Annotated in this window: 23 protein-coding genes; 17 read left to right on the top strand and 6 right to left on the bottom strand. The window is 61.2% G+C overall.

The window, feature by feature from the left end; all coding sequences use genetic code 11:
• The first annotated feature begins 129 nt into the window (after nucleotides 1–129).
• The 4 genes from ACN9MO_RS09405 (at nucleotide 130) to ACN9MO_RS09390 (ending at nucleotide 3,784) form a co-directional block, all read left to right on the top strand.
• The gene (locus ACN9MO_RS09405; RefSeq protein WP_057254056.1) at nucleotides 130–975 is read left to right on the top strand and encodes a response regulator; all 846 of its coding nucleotides are present in this window, start codon (nucleotides 130–132) and stop codon (nucleotides 973–975) included.
• Nucleotides 976–1,281: 306 nt separating this feature from the next.
• Nucleotides 1,282–2,550, top strand: coding sequence for a diguanylate cyclase (locus tag ACN9MO_RS09400; protein WP_093234663.1), 1,269 nt, complete (start codon nucleotides 1,282–1,284; stop codon nucleotides 2,548–2,550).
• A 123-nt stretch (nucleotides 2,551–2,673) separates the two neighbouring features.
• Complete coding sequence (locus ACN9MO_RS09395) at nucleotides 2,674–3,150, top strand: VOC family protein (protein ID WP_057254061.1); 477 nt, start codon at nucleotides 2,674–2,676, stop codon at nucleotides 3,148–3,150.
• A 226-nt stretch (nucleotides 3,151–3,376) separates the two neighbouring features.
• Nucleotides 3,377–3,784, top strand: a complete 408-nt coding sequence (locus ACN9MO_RS09390; protein WP_057254064.1) for a DUF805 domain-containing protein — start codon at nucleotides 3,377–3,379, stop codon at nucleotides 3,782–3,784.
• A gap of 36 nt (nucleotides 3,785–3,820) precedes the next feature.
• Here the strand turns inward: ACN9MO_RS09390 and ACN9MO_RS09385 are convergent, their stop codons facing one another.
• A complete protein-coding gene (locus ACN9MO_RS09385) occupies nucleotides 3,821–4,420 on the bottom strand; it encodes a YdeI/OmpD-associated family protein (RefSeq protein ID WP_057254066.1) in 600 nt (199 codons plus the stop codon).
• A 150-nt stretch (nucleotides 4,421–4,570) separates the two neighbouring features.
• A complete protein-coding gene (locus tag ACN9MO_RS09380) occupies nucleotides 4,571–5,575 on the bottom strand; it encodes a GlxA family transcriptional regulator (protein ID WP_057254457.1) in 1,005 nt (334 codons plus the stop codon).
• Nucleotides 5,576–6,077: 502 nt separating this feature from the next.
• Here ACN9MO_RS09380 and ACN9MO_RS09375 point away from each other — a divergent pair.
• On the top strand, nucleotides 6,078–6,833 hold the full coding sequence (locus tag ACN9MO_RS09375; protein WP_156414720.1) for a hypothetical protein: 756 nt from the start codon (nucleotides 6,078–6,080) through the stop codon (nucleotides 6,831–6,833).
• 129 nt (nucleotides 6,834–6,962) lie between these two features.
• On the opposite strand, the gene ACN9MO_RS09370 is transcribed toward ACN9MO_RS09375, so the two are convergent.
• Both ACN9MO_RS09370 and ACN9MO_RS09365 read right to left on the bottom strand, forming a co-directional pair.
• Nucleotides 6,963–7,166, bottom strand: a complete 204-nt coding sequence (locus ACN9MO_RS09370) for a hypothetical protein (protein ID WP_057254070.1) — start codon at nucleotides 7,164–7,166, stop codon at nucleotides 6,963–6,965.
• 99 nt (nucleotides 7,167–7,265) lie between these two features.
• On the bottom strand, nucleotides 7,266–7,544 hold the full coding sequence (locus ACN9MO_RS09365; protein ID WP_057254072.1) for a hypothetical protein: 279 nt from the start codon (nucleotides 7,542–7,544) through the stop codon (nucleotides 7,266–7,268).
• Between the two features lie 112 nt (nucleotides 7,545–7,656).
• Between ACN9MO_RS09365 and ACN9MO_RS09360 the strand changes: the two genes are divergently transcribed.
• From ACN9MO_RS09360 to ACN9MO_RS09345, 4 genes are all read left to right on the top strand, one after another.
• A complete protein-coding gene (locus tag ACN9MO_RS09360) occupies nucleotides 7,657–8,547 on the top strand; it encodes a LysR substrate-binding domain-containing protein (RefSeq protein WP_057254074.1) in 891 nt (296 codons plus the stop codon).
• A 74-nt stretch (nucleotides 8,548–8,621) separates the two neighbouring features.
• Entirely contained in the window at nucleotides 8,622–9,269 is a 648-nt protein-coding gene (locus tag ACN9MO_RS09355; protein ID WP_057254076.1) for a VIT1/CCC1 transporter family protein, read from the top strand.
• 164 nt (nucleotides 9,270–9,433) lie between these two features.
• The gene (locus tag ACN9MO_RS09350; protein WP_244495701.1) at nucleotides 9,434–9,790 is read left to right on the top strand and encodes a VOC family protein; all 357 of its coding nucleotides are present in this window, start codon (nucleotides 9,434–9,436) and stop codon (nucleotides 9,788–9,790) included.
• 378 nt (nucleotides 9,791–10,168) lie between these two features.
• On the top strand, nucleotides 10,169–10,405 hold the full coding sequence (locus ACN9MO_RS09345; protein WP_082616074.1) for a hypothetical protein: 237 nt from the start codon (nucleotides 10,169–10,171) through the stop codon (nucleotides 10,403–10,405).
• A gap of 252 nt (nucleotides 10,406–10,657) precedes the next feature.
• Here ACN9MO_RS09345 and ACN9MO_RS09340 read toward each other — a convergent pair whose 3' ends face one another.
• Both ACN9MO_RS09340 and ACN9MO_RS09335 read right to left on the bottom strand, forming a co-directional pair.
• Nucleotides 10,658–10,897 carry a hypothetical protein gene (locus ACN9MO_RS09340; RefSeq protein ID WP_156414721.1) on the bottom strand — a complete coding sequence of 80 codons (240 nt, stop codon included), beginning with the start codon at nucleotides 10,895–10,897 and terminating at the stop codon, nucleotides 10,658–10,660.
• A gap of 221 nt (nucleotides 10,898–11,118) precedes the next feature.
• A complete protein-coding gene (locus tag ACN9MO_RS09335) occupies nucleotides 11,119–11,775 on the bottom strand; it encodes a GntR family transcriptional regulator (protein WP_057254082.1) in 657 nt (218 codons plus the stop codon).
• A gap of 298 nt (nucleotides 11,776–12,073) precedes the next feature.
• Between ACN9MO_RS09335 and ACN9MO_RS09330 the strand changes: the two genes are divergently transcribed.
• The 8 genes from ACN9MO_RS09330 (at nucleotide 12,074) to ACN9MO_RS09295 (ending at nucleotide 18,588) form a co-directional block, all read left to right on the top strand.
• The gene (locus ACN9MO_RS09330; RefSeq protein WP_057254084.1) at nucleotides 12,074–13,498 is read left to right on the top strand and encodes a M20 family metallopeptidase; all 1,425 of its coding nucleotides are present in this window, start codon (nucleotides 12,074–12,076) and stop codon (nucleotides 13,496–13,498) included.
• A gap of 33 nt (nucleotides 13,499–13,531) precedes the next feature.
• Entirely contained in the window at nucleotides 13,532–14,251 is a 720-nt protein-coding gene (locus ACN9MO_RS09325; protein WP_057254087.1) for an ABC transporter permease, read from the top strand.
• The gene (locus tag ACN9MO_RS09320; protein WP_057254089.1) at nucleotides 14,251–14,973 is read left to right on the top strand and encodes an ABC transporter permease; all 723 of its coding nucleotides are present in this window, start codon (nucleotides 14,251–14,253) and stop codon (nucleotides 14,971–14,973) included. Before ACN9MO_RS09325 ends, ACN9MO_RS09320 begins: the two co-directional genes overlap by 1 nt.
• A 2-nt stretch (nucleotides 14,974–14,975) precedes the next feature.
• Nucleotides 14,976–15,752 carry an ABC transporter ATP-binding protein gene (locus ACN9MO_RS09315; protein WP_057254091.1) on the top strand — a complete coding sequence of 259 codons (777 nt, stop codon included), beginning with the start codon at nucleotides 14,976–14,978 and terminating at the stop codon, nucleotides 15,750–15,752.
• Between the two features lie 131 nt (nucleotides 15,753–15,883).
• Complete coding sequence (locus ACN9MO_RS09310) at nucleotides 15,884–16,741, top strand: transporter substrate-binding domain-containing protein (RefSeq protein WP_057254093.1); 858 nt, start codon at nucleotides 15,884–15,886, stop codon at nucleotides 16,739–16,741.
• A gap of 114 nt (nucleotides 16,742–16,855) precedes the next feature.
• The gene (locus ACN9MO_RS09305) at nucleotides 16,856–17,194 is read left to right on the top strand and encodes an ArsR/SmtB family transcription factor (protein WP_057254095.1); all 339 of its coding nucleotides are present in this window, start codon (nucleotides 16,856–16,858) and stop codon (nucleotides 17,192–17,194) included.
• Nucleotides 17,195–17,258: 64 nt separating this feature from the next.
• Nucleotides 17,259–17,726 (top strand): SRPBCC family protein, encoded by a 468-nt coding sequence (locus ACN9MO_RS09300; protein ID WP_057254097.1) that lies wholly within the window; start codon nucleotides 17,259–17,261, stop codon nucleotides 17,724–17,726.
• A 376-nt stretch (nucleotides 17,727–18,102) separates the two neighbouring features.
• Nucleotides 18,103–18,588 carry a BA14K family protein gene (locus ACN9MO_RS09295; protein ID WP_082616076.1) on the top strand — a complete coding sequence of 162 codons (486 nt, stop codon included), beginning with the start codon at nucleotides 18,103–18,105 and terminating at the stop codon, nucleotides 18,586–18,588.
• Nucleotides 18,589–18,751 lie beyond the last annotated feature (163 nt).

Raw genomic sequence — 18,751 nt, 5'->3', positions numbered from 1 at the left:
TCGCCGGTCGCTCATTAACACCAGAGAAAGCCTTTCTCCTCTAGCATGGCGGCTGCAAGTTACAGTGACTTTGCGGGCACGAAGAACGCTTGGGCGCTGTAGGGGAACACTCTTTCACATAGGCGTTCAATGTCGTTTTTTGGCATTTCCGGAATGTATTATTCCGGCGAATCCCTTGCCCAGCACCGTATCGTGCTCGCCGAGGACTCCAACCTCTTCTCGTCGATGGTTTCGAAGCGGCTGAAAGAGCTGTTCGACATCGATGTCATCGTCTGCCGCGACTATGACGATTTGCAGTTCGCGGTCGAAAACGCGACTTTTCCGGCGTCGCTCGCCATCTCCAACATCAACCTGCCGGGGGCGGAGAACGGCGAGGCGCTCAACTATCTGATCGACATGAGCGTGCCGACCGTCGTCTTTACCGGCTCGTTCCAGGAGTCGACGCGCGAAAAGATCCTCGCCAAGGAGATCGTCGACTACGTTATCAAGGATAGCGTCTTCGCCGTCGACATGTTGGCGGAATCGGTCTGCCGCTTCCTCACCAACCACAAGCACCACGTGCTGATCGTCGACGACAGCCCGACGGCGCGCGCACTTCTGACGACACAGCTGAAGCGCTACAATTTCCGCACCAGCTCGGCCGACAGCGGCGCAGCCGCGCTCGAACTTCTCAAGAGCAATCCCGATATCGGCCTCGTCATCACCGACTACAACATGCCCGATATCGACGGATTCGAGCTGACGCGGCGCATCCGCGGTTCCTACGGGCCGCATCAGCTGCGCATCATCGGCGTCTCGTCCTCCACCAACCGGCTTTTGTCGGCGCGTTTCCTGAAAGCGGGCGGCAACGACTTCATCGTCCGCCCCTTCGTCAATGAGGAATTCTACTGCCGCGTCAACCAGAACCTGGACACACTGACGAAGATCCGCACCCTCAGCGAAAAGGTTAGGGTTCCGGCGCAAGCTTCGGCCTGATACGAGAAATAATCCCCAAAATTTTGTGGCAATCTGCGCGAAATCCCGCGCGCAGGTTGCTCCATTAACGAAATTGCAATCCGATCGGTCTTCAATCCGCCCCAGCAGGAGCGGGGAGCCCGGTCACACCAGACCACGCCGGCCAGTGGGTCGGTGCGGTCAGTGGCAGGTCTATTCATATATTCGGAGCCAGCGTCACCCCCTTCAAGGGAAGCACGCCTGCGGCTCGAGAGGGGTTGCAGGGACGTGAGATTGCGCCGCACGCCAGGCCGGCTGAATTCTGTGCAAAAGCACAGCGACAAGCGCATGCTCCTTGTCGAAGATTCCCGGATGTTCGCGACGGCGCTGAAATACGGGCTCGAGTCCGTCCACGGCATCCGCGTCACCCATTGCAGCTCGCTTGCGGCGCTCAGGGAAACGCTGGAGCAGGCGCCGGAAAGCTTCTCGCTCGCCGTGCTCGACCTCAACCTGCCGGACGCGCCCAATTGCGAGGCGCTCGAATTCGTTCTTGCCCATCAGGTGCCGGCCGTCGTCTTCACCGCAGCCTTCAACGACCAAACGCGCGAAGAGATCCTCGGGCGCGGCGTGCTCGATTGCGTCATCAAGCATCAGCCTGAATCGATCAACCTCCTGATCGGCGCCGTCGACCGTGCGCTGACCAATGGCAAGACGACGGTGCTGCTTGCCGATTCCGATGCCGCCTCGCGCAGCGAGCTTGCCGGCATTCTGAGAAAGCAGCGGATTTCCGTCTGCGAGGTCGCGTCCGCTGCCGATGCGCTGCAGGTGCTCGACAGCGGCGAGGCGGTCGATCTGGTCGTCACCGATCTCGATCTCGCCGACATGACCGGGGCAGCACTTCTTGCCGAAGTGGAACGCCGGCAGGGCGATGGCGCGCTGCCGGTGATCGGGCTTTCCGACAGCGGCGACCGAAGGGCGGGCGCCCGCTTTCTCGAAGCAGGCGGTACCGACTTCATCCAGAAACCGTTCCTCGAAGCGGAGTTCAACGGCCGCATCGCGCAAGCCGCCAGCATCCAGAAGCGCCTGCAGACGCTGCAGCGGCAGGCGGCCAGCGACTATCTCACCGATCTCTACAACCGCCGCCATTTCTTTCTTGCAGGCCCGCGCCTGGTGGAGCAGTGCCTGAGGCGCGGCGAGCCGACGGCGATCGCCATACTCGATATCGACCATTTCAAGCGGCTCAACGACACCTACGGCCACGAGATCGGCGATATCGTGCTGAGACACGTGGCCAAGCGCCTGGCGGTGCTGGTGGGCGAGGAGCACCTGCTTGCCCGCCTGGGCGGCGAGGAGTTCGGCATCCTCTTCAACGGCTGCGATGTGCGCCGCGCCTTCGCCTTCTGCGATGCGCTCAGGCTGGAGCTGGCGAAATCGCGGATCGTCGCCGACGACGAGGAACTAACGATCACCGTGTCGATCGGCCTTGCCACCATCGAGACGTCGGAAGCTTTCGAAAACTACCTGCACGCTGCCGACCAGTTTCTCTATATGGCCAAGCACGCTGGCCGGAACCGGGTGATCTCGGAACTGGCACTGCTCGACGCGCTGGCGTCGTAAGCTCCCGGCCCGAGCCGCAGGCCTGCCTTCAGAAAAAAGATGCGCCACGTGTCGGCTTGGAACGAAGTCGAACGTCCTTTGGTTACCCGCACATGATCAAGCGGTACGAAGAGGAGCCTACAGATGACGAATGTTGTTTCAAATCTCTGGTTTGCGAAGGAAGCGCGCGAGGCGGTCGACTTCTATATTTCCCTCGTTCCCAACTCGGCGATCACGCGCATCACCACCTTGCCGGCGGAAAGCCCGAGCGGACCGCCCGGCAGCGTTCAGGTCATCGAGTTCATGCTTGGCAATCAGCAGTTCATGGCCCTCGAAGCCGGGCCGCTCGACCCGTTCAACCATGCCTTCTCGATCATGATCCAGTGCGACAGCCAGGAGGAAATCGACCGGCTGTGGAGCGGGATCCTCGATAACGGCGGAGAGCCCGAGCAATGCGGCTGGATCCGGGATCGCTGGGGCCTCTGCTGGCAGATCGCGCCACGGGTGCTTGGCGACATGGTCGCCCATTCGGACCGCGAGCGCGCCAAGCGGGCGACGGAGGCGATGCTGGGCATGATCAAACTCGACATCGCCGAACTGGAGCGCGCCTTCCACGGTTAGGGTCGCACTCGTTTGTGGGGCTGGTCCTTGAGCGGAGGGAGCGGAGAGCGAGGCGCTTCCAACGGCTCCGGAGGGCAGCTCCGAGGCGACTTGTTTACGCAACCATGAAGCGCTTTCTGTCGCCATGACATCTACGCGTTTATTAGCGAATCTTCTATATGAGGGGAAGGGCAGGCCAGCGCGGAGGCGCGCCTGGATGCGGAGAAGCCGATGGGGAGGGGACGACGTGAATTCGCAGACTTTTACGAGTTTTGATGGTCGTATCGGACGCCAGACCTGGTGGTTGGCGCAGATCGTTGTCTGGATTGCGACGGTGGCGGCAATGTTCGCCGGAGCGGCGCTGTTGGCGCTTTCGGGCGTCGATAACTATGCGGCGGGCTTCAGCCTCATGCATTCGCTTGTCTTCATTATCCTCATCGCAAACCTCTATTTCAGCTTCACCGTCAACACCAAGCGCTGGCACGACCACGGTCGCTCCGGATGGTGGAACCTTGCGCTGTTTGTCCCGGTCGTCGGGCCGCTCCTGGGCCTTGTGATGCTGGGCTTCCTTGCGGGAGAAGAGGGCGACAACCGCTTCGGTCCGCCGGCCGTCACAGGCGCCGAAGAGCCGAGCCAGCGGTTCGGGCGCGCTTAGCCATAGCGTGAAGTTGGCAGGCGCGGCTGCGGCGTTCTATTTCAGCTTCTGCGGATAGATCGTCTCGCCGCGCTTCAGCATCTCGACGAAGGCCTCGATCTTCTTTTTGCGACCGGCCTCGGTCTTCATGTTGTGGGTGCGGAAGGCGAGCGCGAAGCGGTTCTGGGCGCTGAGCTTGGCGAGCATTTCTTTCGCCTTGGGCTCGGCATCGATCGCCGCCTGCAGGTCGTCGGGGATTTGCATGTCCTTGCCGCTGGCATAGGCCCGATCCCAGCGGCCATCAGCCTTGGCTGCTTCCACCTGGCGCAGGCCAAACTCGGTCATACGGCCTTCTTCGATCAGCCGGGCGACATTGTCGACGTTGATCTTGCTCCAGATGCTCTTCTTGCCGCGCGGCGAATAGCGCTGCAGGAAGCTCTTGTCGTCCAGCCCCTTGCGCACGCCATCGATCCAGCCCCAGCAAAGCACCACATCGATCGCTTCCTTGGGCGTGATCGAGGCTAGCCCGGAGTTCACCTTGTGCGTCTTGATCCAGACCTCGTCCTCGCTCTGATGATGGGCGCCGAGCCAGTCGTAGAAGCACTGCAAATCCCTGAATTCGTGGACTTTGGCAGGATTGATTTCGACGGGTGCCATAGGAAGCATTGCCTCTTGTTCTGAAACGCCAGCCATTCAACCCAAAAAGAAGGAGCGTGCAAGCGGCGCGACGACGCAAGCCAAACGTGTCACAGGCAAAACGAAAAAGGGCGGATCGCTCCGCCCTTCGACTGGTCTTTATGTCGGTCTTTACCGCGCCATCTGCAGCGTCAGCTTGCGGTCGGCGCGCTCCTGCTGCGGCGAGCGGTTGTAGAGTTCGCGATAACACTTCGAGAAATGCGAGGCGGAGACGAAGCCGCAGGCAACCGCCACTTCGACGACCGGCATCGACGACTGGATGAGCAGGTGCCGGGCGCGGTCGAGGCGGATCTCCAGGTAGTAGCGGGCCGGCGACCGGCCCATTTCCTGGCGGAAAAGCCGTTCGATCTGGCGGCGCGAGAGATCGGCGCCCTCGGCGATTTCGAGCAGCGACAGCGGCTCGGCGAGATTTGCCTCCATGAGCTCGATGATCGACAGCACCTTGGCGTTCTGCACGCCGAGGCGGGCGCGCAGCGGCAGGCGCTGGCGGTCATGGGGCCCGCGCACGCGGTCGGTCAGCGCCTGTTCGCAGACGCGGTTGACGAGGTTCTCGCCGAAATCCTGGTCGATCAGGTTCAGCATCATGTCGAGCGAGGCGGTGCCGCCGGCGCAGGTGTAGATGTTGCTGTCGATCTCGTAGAGGTCGGCATAGACGTCGACCTGCGGGAAGCTTTCGGAAAAGCCCGGAAGGTTTTCCCAGTGGATGGCGCAGCGCTTGCCCGTCAAAAGGCCGGCAGACGCCAGCACATGGGCGCCGGTACAGAGGCTGCCGACGGCGACGCCGCGGTTATAGACCTCGCGCAGCCAGGCATTGACCGACTTGTTGTTGAAATCCTCGACATAGATGCCGGAACAGACCAGCACCATCGACGGGCGGTTCTCGCCGCCGAGGAACTTGCGCTCGTCGGCGAGCGACGAGTTGACCTCGAGCGCGATCCCGCTCGACGACAGGACCTTTTCGCCGTCGGACGAAGCGAGGCGCCAGGTATAGGCCTCGTAGCCGAGCATGCGGTTGGCGATGCGGAGCGTTTCGATCGCCGCCGAAAAGGGCAGCATGGAAAAGTTCGGCACCAGGAAGAAGACGAGAGAACGCTTTTTGGTCAGTGGCTTGTTCATGAGGCTTCCCATGCTTGGCGATGGCGTATATTCGTCGCTTGGAAGATACTCTTCGGCTTGTCTGTTTGCGACATTGGCATGGAAAGCAGCGACCGCAAAGAGATTTCGCATTGCGACATCGGGCGGCAAAAGGCGGTTCCGCCGGTCTTTCAGGTTTTTGTAAGGAAAGCGACGGTTTTTCCAGCACAGTTGACGTTATCTGACAAGAACTGCCAGAGATACGCAACAATCACAAAGCGCGCTCCAGGGTTGTGTTTGCCGATTGCGACTCTTTCGGCACGGAGGCGGGTGTCGGTATAAGACAAGTCTCGCTCAGCTGGCGATGTATTGGACGTGTCGCAACGACAACCCTAGTCCCGCGCAGGAGAATCCGCCGACAGCACTCTCAGCCTGTTGCCGGTCTCCGGAGAGCGGATCAAATCAAATCGCTGACTTGAAATCCTCCGCGATTCAATCAGATCGGGTTCTGTGTGGAGGCAGCAGGCAGCGATTGTATTAGTAAGTGTTAAATGGTAGTGATCCTCATTGGGCACAATCACCGATGGCGCCAGACCGTTTCACAGCTTGGCAATGCATCGCGCTTTGCCAGGAGGGGCTCTGTACGCATGTGGCTCGAATTGCAGGAGGCTATGCCGCTATGCCGCAATCGGAAAACGTACGGGTCTGGGCCAGCCGCGCCTTCATGGACTCATCACGGATCAAGGGGTTTACGGCTGATCCATTGCCGACGGGGATGGGCCTCGGCCAGATGGCCGAATTGAATGAAGCCGGCGAACGGATGTCTGCGGAGCATTTCCCGAAGGAGATCTTTGCCGAATATCCGGACAAGAAGGAAAAGAAGCAGGCGGATCTCGTGCTTGCCGCAGGAGTGGTGGTGGTTTCGGCGGCCTGCGCCGAGGTGCTGCGGCAATTCGATCTCGGCCATTCCTCGCTCTATCCGATCAAGCTTTTCCAGCATGACCGCACGACGCTGGTGGAGGGAGAGTACTTTTGTCTGAACATCGGCGAGCGCAAGGATACGTTCCTGCGTAGTCAATCGCAAAAGGTCATCGAATTCGACAATGGCCTTTTGACAATGAGGCCGCATCTTCTCGATGGCGATGTGGCCGTCAGTCCACTTGAGGGCTCTGATCTGTGGGTGAGCCCACCCTTGATCCGCCTATTCTTTCTCAGTGACCGGCTTACCCAGGCTCTGCGCGCGGCAAAGATGGGCCGGGTCTTTGGCTTCCGCACCTGCCGCATTGTCGAAGCCGTTTAAACCATCGGCGGGGCAGCTCTCGCTCAAGAAAGATGGGGTGGGCGCAAAGAAAAAGGGCACCGCCTTCTCGGCAATGCCCTTCATCGTATCCGGCTGCTTCGACCGGCCCGGGGCCGGTCAAGCCGTCATTCATTGTTCGGTCTTATGCACCGCATCGTCCACCGACGGGAAGCCGATGTCCTTCAGCGTGTCATAGGACAGGTTTTCCAGTGCGCGTTCCTGGCGATGACGCTTCCACGCTGCCCAGGCACGGACGCGCAGGTTGAAGAGACCCGGAAGGGACGAGTGGGAGGATGCCCGTTCCGAGGCCGATGAAAACTGAATGTTGGACATTTCATGGCTCCTTCTGAGTGTCTCAGCAGGTCGCGACCATAATCGTATATATGGCGCAACCCGATCTATCATTCCAACGAATATGTTTGATGCTTTCCATCAAACTTGGTGATTGATTAGCGGGTCCGCAAACATCACGTCGTCGCGGACTCTCTTCGGCAGTTTTGCCAGTTCGCGCCGGGCTTCCACCCGATTTCGTGCGATCTGCTTTTCGCGTCTCTGCCGGACAACGCCGTCGAGTACGGCGATCACTTGGGTAAGGGTGTTGAGGACCATGTCGTTGCTCCTTCGATCCTGAATCTGTACCACTACCTGCGACGCGGGGCTGTTACACAGGGAACTCTTCGAAGCGGCGATAACAAGCGCGGCGGCGGACATGGGCTTCTCCTTCCTTCGTCGTCCTTGAGCTTGACTATCGGTCATTGCTGATGTTCAATCAAACGAAATGAAGTGAACTTATCTTTCAGTTTTTCTGATCGAGGATGCCGCCATGAACATGATGATGCGCCACGCGCTTCCGCTTCTTGAAATGGACGTGCTGAAGACCTTTGTCGCCATCGCCGAGACCGGCAATTTCACCACCGCGGCCGAAACCGTCTATCGCACGCCGTCTGCGGTCTCGATGCAGATCAAGAAGCTCGAGGAAATGCTCGGCAGCACGCTCTTCCTACGTGACGCGCGCTCGGTGACGCTGACGCCGAAAGGGGAAATGCTGCTCGGCTTTGCCCGCCGGCTGCTGTCGCTCAACAATGAAACGGTGTCGCGCTTCCTGCTGCCGGACATGAATGGCGTCGTGCGTGTCGGTGCGCCCGAGGATGTCGGCGAACGCATCCTGCCTGAAGTGCTGAAGCGTTTTGCGGAGTCCTATCCGAACGTGACGATCGACGTGTCGATCGGCATGAGCAATGCCATGCGCAAGAAGGTCGACGAGCACCGGCTCGACATTGCCATCTTCAACAGCCTCACCGAGGGAACGCCGAGAAACGGCGAAATCCTGATGCAGGAGAAGCTGGTCTGGGCCGGCGCCAAGTGCGGCAACGCGCATCTGAAGGATCCGCTGCCGGTATCGATGTGGGAGGATGGCTGTGTCTGGCGGGCCGATGCGGTGGAGAAGCTGTCGCGCGCGGGCCGCAAGTTCCGCATCGCTTTCTTGAGCGCCTATACTACCGGCCAGCGCGCCGCCGTTCTCGCCGGCCTCGCGATCGCGCCGCTGCCGCGCTACCTCGTTCAGGGCGAAATGGTGCAGCTCGGCGAGCGCGACGGCCTGCCGGATCTCGGCCACTACAATATCGGCCTGCAGGTGATTACTGACGCGCCGGCACCGGTACTGGCCGTTGCCGATCATGTGCGTGACGCTTTCGCCGACCTGCAGATGCAATAGGGAGGTCGCATGCGGTTCGCCGCCTTCCGCCCCCTGTCTTCCACCCTTCGGTTCTTCTCGCGGGGCGAACAACCTTGAGCGACCATCCACGCCCCGTTCTCGATCCAATCGATCGCCTCTCGGAAATCATCTTCGGGCTGCTGATGGCGCTTTCCTTCACGGGAACGATGAGCACGGTCACGGGCAGCGAGGGTGGGGTCAATGCCGTGCTCGTCGCCGCCCTCGGCTGCAACATCGCCTGGGGTATCGTCGATGGCGTCATGTATGTGCTGACGACGGCTGTCGAGCGGGTGCGCCGCCGCGGCTTCCTTGACGCCCTCCGGCGCGAGCCGCTTGCCCGCGCCCGCGAAATGTTCCTGGAAAGCCTGCCGGACGACGTTCGCCGCGTGTCCTCACCAAAGGAGACCGAGGCGCTGCTGCTCCGGGTGAGGGCGCTTTCCTCCGATCCCAGGCACAGGGCGGTGACGGGGCATGACCTGAAAGCGGCTTTCGCCATCTTCCTGCTCGTCGTCACCTCGACGCTGCCGCCCAGCATTCCCTTCCTGTTGATCGACGATGTCGCGCTGGCGATGCGCGTTTCGAACGGTATTGCGCTCGTCATGCTCTTCGTCGTCGGCGCGCGGCTCGGGCAATATATGGGGCGCAGCCCCTGGCCGATGGCCTTTGCGATGACGACGATCGGCGCGGTGCTGGTGGCGGTGACGATCCTGTTTGGCGGTTAGCTTTCGCCGCGCTCCGGTCAATCGCAACCGGCGTTCCAATTCATGGAGTCCTATACTCCGTGGGTGTGCGTGCCCAGCGTGCCCAAGGACCACAGTCGGCCGACCGCAGCCCCTTCTGCTTTCCCGACCAATCTGTACGATTGCCTCCTCACCAGGATAGCCGCATGAAGCTCGCACACATCAACTTGGTCGCCCGCGACGCGGATGCGCTCGCCGCGTTTTACATGAACGTCTTGAAATGCGAGCCCCTTCGCGAACCCAGGATGTTGTCCGGAGAAAAAGTGTCGAGAGGCAATGGGATTGAGAACTCCGAGATCTACTCGATCTGGCTCAAATTCCCCGCACTCGACCGCCCTTTCCTGGAAATTCATGAGCACAAGGTCATGCATGATCGGGGCCAGCCAAGGGTGAACGAGCCTGGCCTTGGGCACCTGTCATTCCAGATGGGCGATATTCGCGCCGTACATTCAGGCAGGTGGAAGCCAGATTGGCGACATCACGGACTTTGGGATGAAGGATAAGCCGTATCTCATCGTCTATGCACGCGATCCCGAGGGGAACATTCTTGAGCTTGAGCAGGCCTGAAACGGGCCGAGCAGATCGCCATCTCTGGCGAGAAGCGGCCGTGCCGTCTCGATCGAAGGGAGCTACTGCATGTTTCCTTTAATCGTAGCCGGTTAAAGGACAAAAACATGCAGCACTTCAAAGTGCTACAGCGACCTTTGCGCGTCTGATAAGACGCGCGGCGCTGTAGTTCCTGGTCTGCTTCCGGTGCCGCATTATCGAAAGCGGACGCGATGCTCCAATCCATCGTCACCCATTGACGTGGGCATTTTTCTTCACAATAGGGTCAAGCCGACGAATGTGGCTACCGCCAGCCACGCAGCAACAGGAGTATAATAGTGAGCGAACCGACCGTAGCAGATGCAACAAACCGCATTTATGAATCGCTCCAGGCGGACAATGCCGACATTGACATGCATATTGCGACCCTCAAGGCAGCGTTGGCGCGGGAGGGTTTGAAAGAAGCCGTATTCGACCCGGCCAGGCTCGTGCAGAACAATCGTTCCGGCAGGAAGCTGATGCAGGCATACTTTCGGCAGCGCGGAGTGACGGTGAAATTCGCGGCTTCGTGAAGCCTTCGCATGACGTCAAACGGGGCCAGTATGACGGCTGACCTGATCACCCTCGCTGCCCCGCGCCCGCGAGAGGTTTCTCGATAACCTACCGGACGACGCGCCGCGTATCCTCACCCAAGGAAACCGAGGTGCTGCTTTTGAGGGTGAGGGCGCTTAGCCACGATCCCAGGCACAAGGCCGTCACGGGCTGCGACCTGAAGGCGGCTTTCGCCATGTCCGCGATCGGCGCGGTACTGGTGGCGGTTACGATCAGGATCGTGAAAACAGCAGTCTTTTTATCTCTTGATAGAAAATAATGTTGAGCAGGAGGATTATGCTGTACTGGCTGACGTCCTTGATCGAGCCACCTTGTGCCTCCCTCTCCATGAAGAAAATGCCGAGAAAACTGATGGCGGTCAGCACCCAGGATAATGTTCTTACCGCGACGCGGAATCCCTTATCGTTAAGCCTCCCAAAGTGTAATGAAAATTTTTTGTCGTCAGCAAACATCGCGCATCCGAGGTAACTGAATAGAAATATACAGTACTGCGATAAATATGAATGGTAGTTTTTGTAATAATTTATTAAGTAAATATTTATTGCTGAGGCTAATGTATAAAGCGCAATTATCGACATAAGCGTTTTGCTTTTGCTGCCGTTGATAATTTACATTTTCTATCCTGCTTGGTTCGCAATAGGTAAGTACACATCGTCAAGTGCCGAGCTGAGGCTCACGCCCTGATCGGCGCCTGGCGGATGTGGATCTCGATCAGCCGCTTCAATTCGGCAAGATCGCGGGCTTCGAGCGCATCGACCATCAAATGATGTTCGCGCGCCGATTGTTCGATGCGCGCCCGCGTGCGCCATTGCGAGACGGGGGCCGATACGGTTCGCTGGCGGATTTCGGCGACGACGTCGACGAGCTCGGAATTGCCGGCAAGAAGCAGAAGCGCGCGGTGAAAGGCGAGGTTGGCGTCGTAATGCTCCATGATGGAGCCGCGGAACGACATTTCGTCGAACTGCCGGGCGAGCCCGCGCAACTCGGCAATGGCCGCCGGCGTGACATTGGCGATCATCCGGTCGGCGACGCCGGTCTCGAGGATCACGCGGATATCGCTGATCTCCCGCGTGCGCTGGTCGTCAAGTTCGTAGACCTGGTAGCCGCGGTTGGGATTGTGCTGCACCAGCCGGCGCTGCGATAGCCGGTCGAGCGCCCGGCGCACCTCCGGCCGCGTACAATCGTAGCGGCGTTCCAGGTCGATCTGCTTGAGCCAGGTGCCCGCCGGCAATGTCCCGGTCAGGATGTCGTGCAGCAACAGGTCGGTGACATCCTTCTTCTCCTCGGGCCTTTCCTCGGGCGCCAGCATTTCCGTCAGATCGTCGCTCATTCCTGCCTTACACTCTCTCTCTTGCTGCGTGGCGTCTGCCTCGTGCCGGACGTCGCCCGCGTGTGGCTCACGTCGCCAGCGAGTCTCGCACGTCGCCTGCTGCGGCGAAATTGGCTCCATTTTTGGAGAAACTATGATGCTGTCCTAGATAATTCAATGCGCCAGAACGGCTTTCCTTGCCCGCCTCTCGCTGTTGGGCACATCGGTGGAAATGTTTCAGGACCCTCTTGTGTATCCAAAAATGTTATCATAAATTGGTGCCAATTCTGGTTACTATTGTTGCGGAAGTTAGTAAACGATGAAAAATGCCGATGCCGTCTGGGATCTCCTCGAAGCCAAGCGCGAGCGGTTTTTCGTGCTCAGCGATCGGGTCTGGGATACGCCCGAAACCAACTACGAGGAGTTTCGCTCGTCGGCCGAGCATGCGCGTCTTCTGGAGGCTGAGGGCTTCCGCGTGTCGCGTGGCATTGCCGGCATGCCGACGGCGGTCATGGGCGAGGCGGGCGAGGGCGGACCGGTCATTGCCATCCTCGGCGAGTTCGATGCGCTGCCGGGGCTGAGCCAGGAGGCAGGTGTTGCCGAGGAGCGGCCGCTTACCGAGGGCGGCAACGGCCACGGCTGCGGCCACAACCTGCTCGGCGCCGGTTCGATGATGGCGGCCACCGCCGTCAAGGATTATCTTGCTGCCAACGGTATCAAGGGGCGGGTGCGCTATTACGGCTGTCCGGCGGAAGAGGGCGGCTCGTCCAAGGGCTTCATGGTGCGCGCCGGCGTGTTCGACGATGTCGATATCGCGATTTCCTGGCATCCGGCACCCTTTGCCGGTGTCAACAACCCGATTTCGCTGGCCTGCAACGAGCTCGACTTCCGCTTCAGCGGCCGGGCGTCGCATGCATCCGCAGCACCCCATCTCGGCCGCAGTGCGCTCGATGCGCTTGAGCTGATGAATGTCGGGGTCAACTATCTGCGTGAACACATGCCGTCTTCGGCGCGGATCCACTATGCGGTGACGGATACCGGCGGCAATGCGCCGAACGTGGTGCAGGCACGGGCGAAGGCGCGTTACCTCGTTCGCGCCCGCAGCCTGCCGGAACTGCTTGATCTCGTCGAACGGGTCCGCAGCGTGGCCAAGGGTGCGGCGCTGATGACGGGAACCACGGTCACGGACGAGATCGTCAGCGGTGACGCCAACCTGATCGGCAACACGCCGCTCGAGGCGCTGATGCATCGCCAACTCGAGCATCTGGGACCGCCTCAGTTCGATGAGGACGACCGCAGGATGGCGGCAAAATTCCAGGAGACTTTCACCCGCGAGGACATCGCCTCCGCCTTCGAGCGCTTCGGGCTGAAACTGCGGCGCGGCATTTCCCTCTGCGACACGATCTTCCCACCGGAAAACGGCGCCGGCACGCTCGTCGGCTCCACCGATGTCGGAACGGTCAGCTGGGTGGTGCCAACCGTGCAACTGCGCGGCGCAACTTACGCGATCGGCACGCCGGGCCATTCCTGGCAACTGGTCGCGCAAGGCAAACTGCCGGCCGCCCACAAGGGCATGGAGCATGCGGCCAAGGTGATGGCGAGCACGGCGATCGAGCTGATCCTCGATCCGGCGCTGATCGCAGCCGCCAAGGCCGACCACGCGGCGCGGCTGAAGGGCACGCCCTTCGTCAATCCCATTCCAGACGATGTCGACCCGCCGATCCCCGGGGGCGGTCATGGTTAAGTCATCGGTCGACAAGCGAAGGGAGGCGCTGCGATGACTGGGCCCGGTTTCCTTGACATCATTAGCTTCGGGCCTGACGGCTGGGGGCCGGCGCTTGCCGCCGGCGCGTGGATGACGATCCTGATCGCGATCGCAGGTTTTGCGATCGGCGGCGTCATAGGCACCTTCGGTGCCTGGGCGAAAATTTCAGGTGGTCCGCTGCTTTGCTCACTTGCCGAAGCCTACACAACCATCCTGCGCGGCATTCCCGACCTGCTGGTCATCTATCTCTTCTATTTCGGCGGCAGTGCCGTGGTGACGGCCGTTGGCCAATTGTTCGGCGCGGAGGGCTTCGTCAGCTTCCCGGGTTTCCTCGCCGGCGCACTTGCGGTCGGCATCACCTCGGGCGCCCAGCAGACCGAGGTCTATCGTGGCGCCTTTCGCGCCGTCCATCCGGGTGAAGTGGAGGCCGCGACCGCCTGCGGCATGGGGCGGCTGCTCAAGTTCCGTCGCATCACCGCGCCTCTGACGCTGCGTTACGCGCTGCCCGGCCTCGGCAATGTCTGGCAGGTGGTGCTGAAGGAATCGGCGCTGGTCTCGGTCACGGGCGTCGTCGAACTGCTGCGCCAGGCGCAGATCGGCGCCGGATCGACCAGCCGCCCGTTCGACTTCTTCTTCATCGCGGCGATGATCTATCTCGCGATTTCCACGGTCTCGGGCCTCGTTCTTCAGGTCACCGAACGCCGGTTCTCGCGCGGCGTCAGGAGGGGCTGATGGATATCAAATTTGCCCTCGAAACCTTCTGGAGCTTGGCGGCGGCCCTGCCGCTGACGCTTGAGCTTGCCGCCACGTCGATCGTGCTCGGCTCGGTGCTGGCCCTGGGGCTGGCGCTCGCGCGTCTGTCAGGCATTCTCGCGCTCGATCTCTTTGCCCGCGTCTATGTGTTCCTGTTTCGCGGAACGCCGCTGCTCGTGCAGATCTTCCTGATCTATTACGGTCTCAGCCAGTTTCCGGCCGTGCGCCACAGCATTTTCTGGCCGATCCTCCGTGAACCCTACTGGTGCGCGGTGCTGGCGCTGATGCTGAACACGGCCGCCTATGCCAGCGAGATCATCCGCGGCGGGCTGCTTTCGGTCCCGCACGGCCAGGTCGAGGCGGCGCGGGCCTGTGGCATGGGGCGCTTCATGATCTTCCGCCGCATCGTCATGCCGCAAGCGCTTCGCCAGGCGCTGCCCGGCTACGGCAACGAGATGATCTCCATGGTCAAGGCGACCTCGCTCGCCTCGATCATCACGCTGATGGAAATCACTGGCGTCGCCGCCAAGCTCATTTCGGAGAGCTACCGGGTGATCGAGGTCTTCGTCGTCGCGGGGGTCATCTATCTCGCCATCAATTTCGCGCTGACCCGGCTCGTCGCTTTCGCCGAGCACCGGCTGAACCCACAACTGCGCGCGCCGTTGGCGATCTCTGCCGAACTCAAGGGAGAAGCCCATTGAACATGTCCGCCGCCGTCACCGCACCGGTCGCCATCCGCGTGCACGATCTTCACAAGAGCTTCGGCCCGCTCGAGGTCCTGAAAGGCGTGTCGCTCGATGCACGCGAGGGCGAAGTGATTTCCATTCTCGGATCGTCCGGCTCCGGCAAGTCGACGCTGCTTCGTTGCATCAACATGCTGGAGGTGCCGAATTCGGGCACGATCGAGGTCGCCGGCGAGGCGATCCGGCTGAAGACGCTGAGCGACGGGCGCAGCCGTCCGGCCGATCAGAAGCAGGTGGACCGCATCCGCTCCGAACTCGGCATGGTGTTCCAGAGCTTCAATCTCTGGTCCCACAAGACCGTGCTCGAAAACGTCATCGAGGCGCCGGTGCATGTGCTGAAGCGTCCGCGCGCCGAGGCGGTGGAAGAGGCCGAGGCGCTGCTTGCCAAGGTCGGCATCGCCGACAAGCGCAACCACTATCCCTCGCATCTCTCCGGCGGCCAGCAGCAGCGCGCGGCGATTGCCCGCGCGCTTGCCATGCGCCCGAAGGCGATGCTGTTCGACGAACCCACCTCGGCGCTCGACCCGGAACTGGTGGGCGAGGTGCTGCGCGTCATGCGGGGGCTCGCCGAGGAAGGGCGGACCATGCTGGTCGTGACCCACGAGATGGGCTTTGCCCGCGACGTCTCGAGCCGCGTCGTGTTCGTGCACAAGGGAACGATCGAGGAGGAGGGGCCGCCGCACGAGGTCTTCACCCGTTCGAAGTCGGAGCGCTTCCGCCAGTTCATCAAGAGTTGAGATCTGCCGCGAGCGGATGAGGAAAGGTGCATGCGGTTTTTCGCCCGCATCCGCTCCAATCATCATGATCCTCGGCAGGCCGCGCACTAACCACCAAACCAATCAACATCCACAAAAAGGGGAATGCTGTAATGAAAAAGATGACCGCAATCATGGCTTCGGCGCTTGCCGTTGCCGCGGGGCTGATGTCCATGCCGGCTCAGGCCGAAGACAAGAAGTGGACCAAGATCACGATCGCCACCGAAGGCGCCTTTCCGCCCTATAACCTGACCAAGGCGGACGGCACGCTCGACGGTTACGAGATCGAGCTCAGCAAATATCTCTGCGACCATATGAAGGTCGAATGCACTATCATCGCCCAATCCTTCGACGGCCTGATCCCGGCGCTCAACGCCGGCAAGTTCGACGCGATCATGGCCGGCATGTCGGCGACCGAGAAGCGCAAGGAAGTCATCGACTTCTCGATGTCCTATGGCAGCACCGGCCAGGCCTTTGCCACGCTGAAGGGTGGCGATCTCGAAACGCTGCCGATGAAGGGCGAACTGTTCTCGCTCGCCTCCAACGAGGCAGGCGCGCGCAAGGCGGTCGATGAATTGAAGCCGCTGGTCGAAGGCAAGACCGTCGGCGTCCAGACCGCCTCGATCGCCGCGCGCTTCATCGACGAATACCTCAAGGACGTCGTCGAGGTGCGCGAGTACAAGACGACCGAGCAGCACGACCTCGATCTCGTCGCCGGCCGCGTCGACCTCGTCATGGCATCGATGGGCTATCTGAAGACCGCGGTCGAAAAGCCCGCAAATAGCGACATGGTCATCGTCGGCCCCCGTTTCCAGGGCGGCTTCCTCGGCGCCGGCAGCTCCGTCGGCTTGCGCAAGAGCGATACCGAGCTGAAGGCGCTGTTTGACGACGCCATCGCCGCAGCCAAGGCCGACGGCACCATCAAGCGCCTGTCGGAAAAGTGGTTCGGCTTCGACCTGACACCGCAATAATTCGCGGTCCGCCACCGCTCTCAACCCAAGCGCCGCGTGTTCCGCCGAACGCGCGGCGCTTTTGCGTGGCGGCGCCAGCGGTTGACTCTCATAAGCAGTGCCTTATGATAAGTCATGGCTTATGAAGGAAAAGTGCTCACAGCGCTCGCGGACCCGACACGCCGGGCGATCTTCGAGAAGCTTGCCAAAGGACGTTCCTCGGTTGCTGATGTCGCCCGGTCCTTGCCGGTCTCGCAGCCGGCGATCTCGCAGCATCTGAAGGTGCTGAAGGAGGCGGGGCTGGTCACCGACGAGCCTCAGGGCCAGAGGCGCATCTATTCGATCGATCCGGCGGGCCTCGGGCCGCTCAGGCAATGGCTGGACCGCTTCTGGGAGGATCAGCTGGCCGCCTTTAAGGCGCTGGCCGACAGCGACGAGGCTTCGGGAACTGAGCCGAGGGAACCGGAGCGATAGGGGGCGGAAGCCCTACGGTCGACACGCCTCCGCCGCGACCATGTCAGCAATGGGAGGAAAGGATATGCATATGATCGAGCCGGCGCCGGTGCGCAAATCCGTAACCGTCAGCGCTCCTCCGGAGCGCGCCTTCGAGATCTTCGTCGCGCGCATGGGCGACTGGTGGCTGAAGACCCACAGCCTGACGGCGAGCGGCCAGAGGGCTGTTATCGTCGAGCCCGCCGCCGGCGGCCGTTGGTATGAGGTGGGCACCTCGGGCGAGGAAAAGGACTGGGGCCGGGTGCTCGCTTACGAGCCGCCGAAGCGGATCCTCTTCGCCTGGCAGCTCAATGCCGAATGGACCTTCGATGCCGATTTCGAGACCGAGGTGGAGGTGACCTTCGAACCGACGCCGGAAGGCGGCACCACCGTGCGGCTCGAACATCGCGACCTCGCCAACTACGGCGCGAAGGCGGAGGTAGCCCGTGCCTCGCTTGATTCCGACGGTGGCTGGGCAGGGCTGCTCGCAGCGTTTGCGGCGAAGGTGGGGTGAAGCGTCGAGCCCGGTTGGTTTGGCGTCGCATCGAAGGCGGCGCGCTTCCAACCTTGTTTCGAACACAATCGCCCCGTATACACCCGGCCATCGGCATTGCTTATGAGCGCTGAAAATTCTCGCCGCTCGCAATCGCCGCGTCGCATTAGACTTTTGACCACGGATGTACTGGCACTGGTGTAAGAGCGATGATGAGGAAGGTCGGTGCGGTTTCGCCCCGGCCTTTTTTGTTGGCCCCACTACGGAATGATGATCTTCATCTGGTCATGGGCTCCCGCTGCTTTGAGGTTCGACGCTGCGCCAAGCTGCGCACGTTCATCTGAGGTTCATGACGGGTGCCGGAAAATGACCCGACGAACAACAGTTGGACGATGCCATGAAAAGAATAGGTGCAGTACTCGTAGCCGCGGCTACGGCACTGTCGGCGGTCTCGGCGCAGGCCGTGCCCATGTCTCCCGTTTCGGTGGGGCAGTCAGTTTCCCAGCCTGTCGAGTTGATCCACCACAAGCCAGGTCATTACGGCGGACCGCCGCACAAACGCGGGTATAACGGCTACCGTTACGGCGGCAACCGTTACAATGCGGCTCCACGATACGGCTATTACAATGGCTACGAGGGCTACCGCTACCGTCGCGACGGTTACCGTCGGCACAGTGACGGATGGTGGTATCCTCTGGCGGCATTCGGGGCAGGAGTGGTTATCGGTGGCGCGATCGCGCAGCCACCTCGCAGGGTCTATTCCAACGCGCCGTCTGCGCATGTCGAATGGTGCTATGACCGCTACCGCTCGTACAACGCCTACGACAACACTTTCCAGCCCTATTACGGGCCGCGCCAGGAATGCGTGTCGCCGTATTACTGATCAGCACGCCTGCTTGACGGTGGCCATGGGTTCGAAGCCTTGATGGCCATCGATGCCCCGTGGCCGCCTTCGTCCGCCGCCAGTTTGCCCTTTGGCAATGACGGCGGCCGAAAGCTTCGGGACGGCCGTCGTCTCCACCTTCCGACCAGTCTGGTGGGTTGCC

The organism is Ensifer sp. R-19 (genome assembly GCF_049905105.1).
Lineage (GTDB): Bacteria > Pseudomonadota > Alphaproteobacteria > Rhizobiales > Rhizobiaceae > Ensifer.
This window is presented reverse-complemented; position numbering and strand designations above follow the sequence as displayed.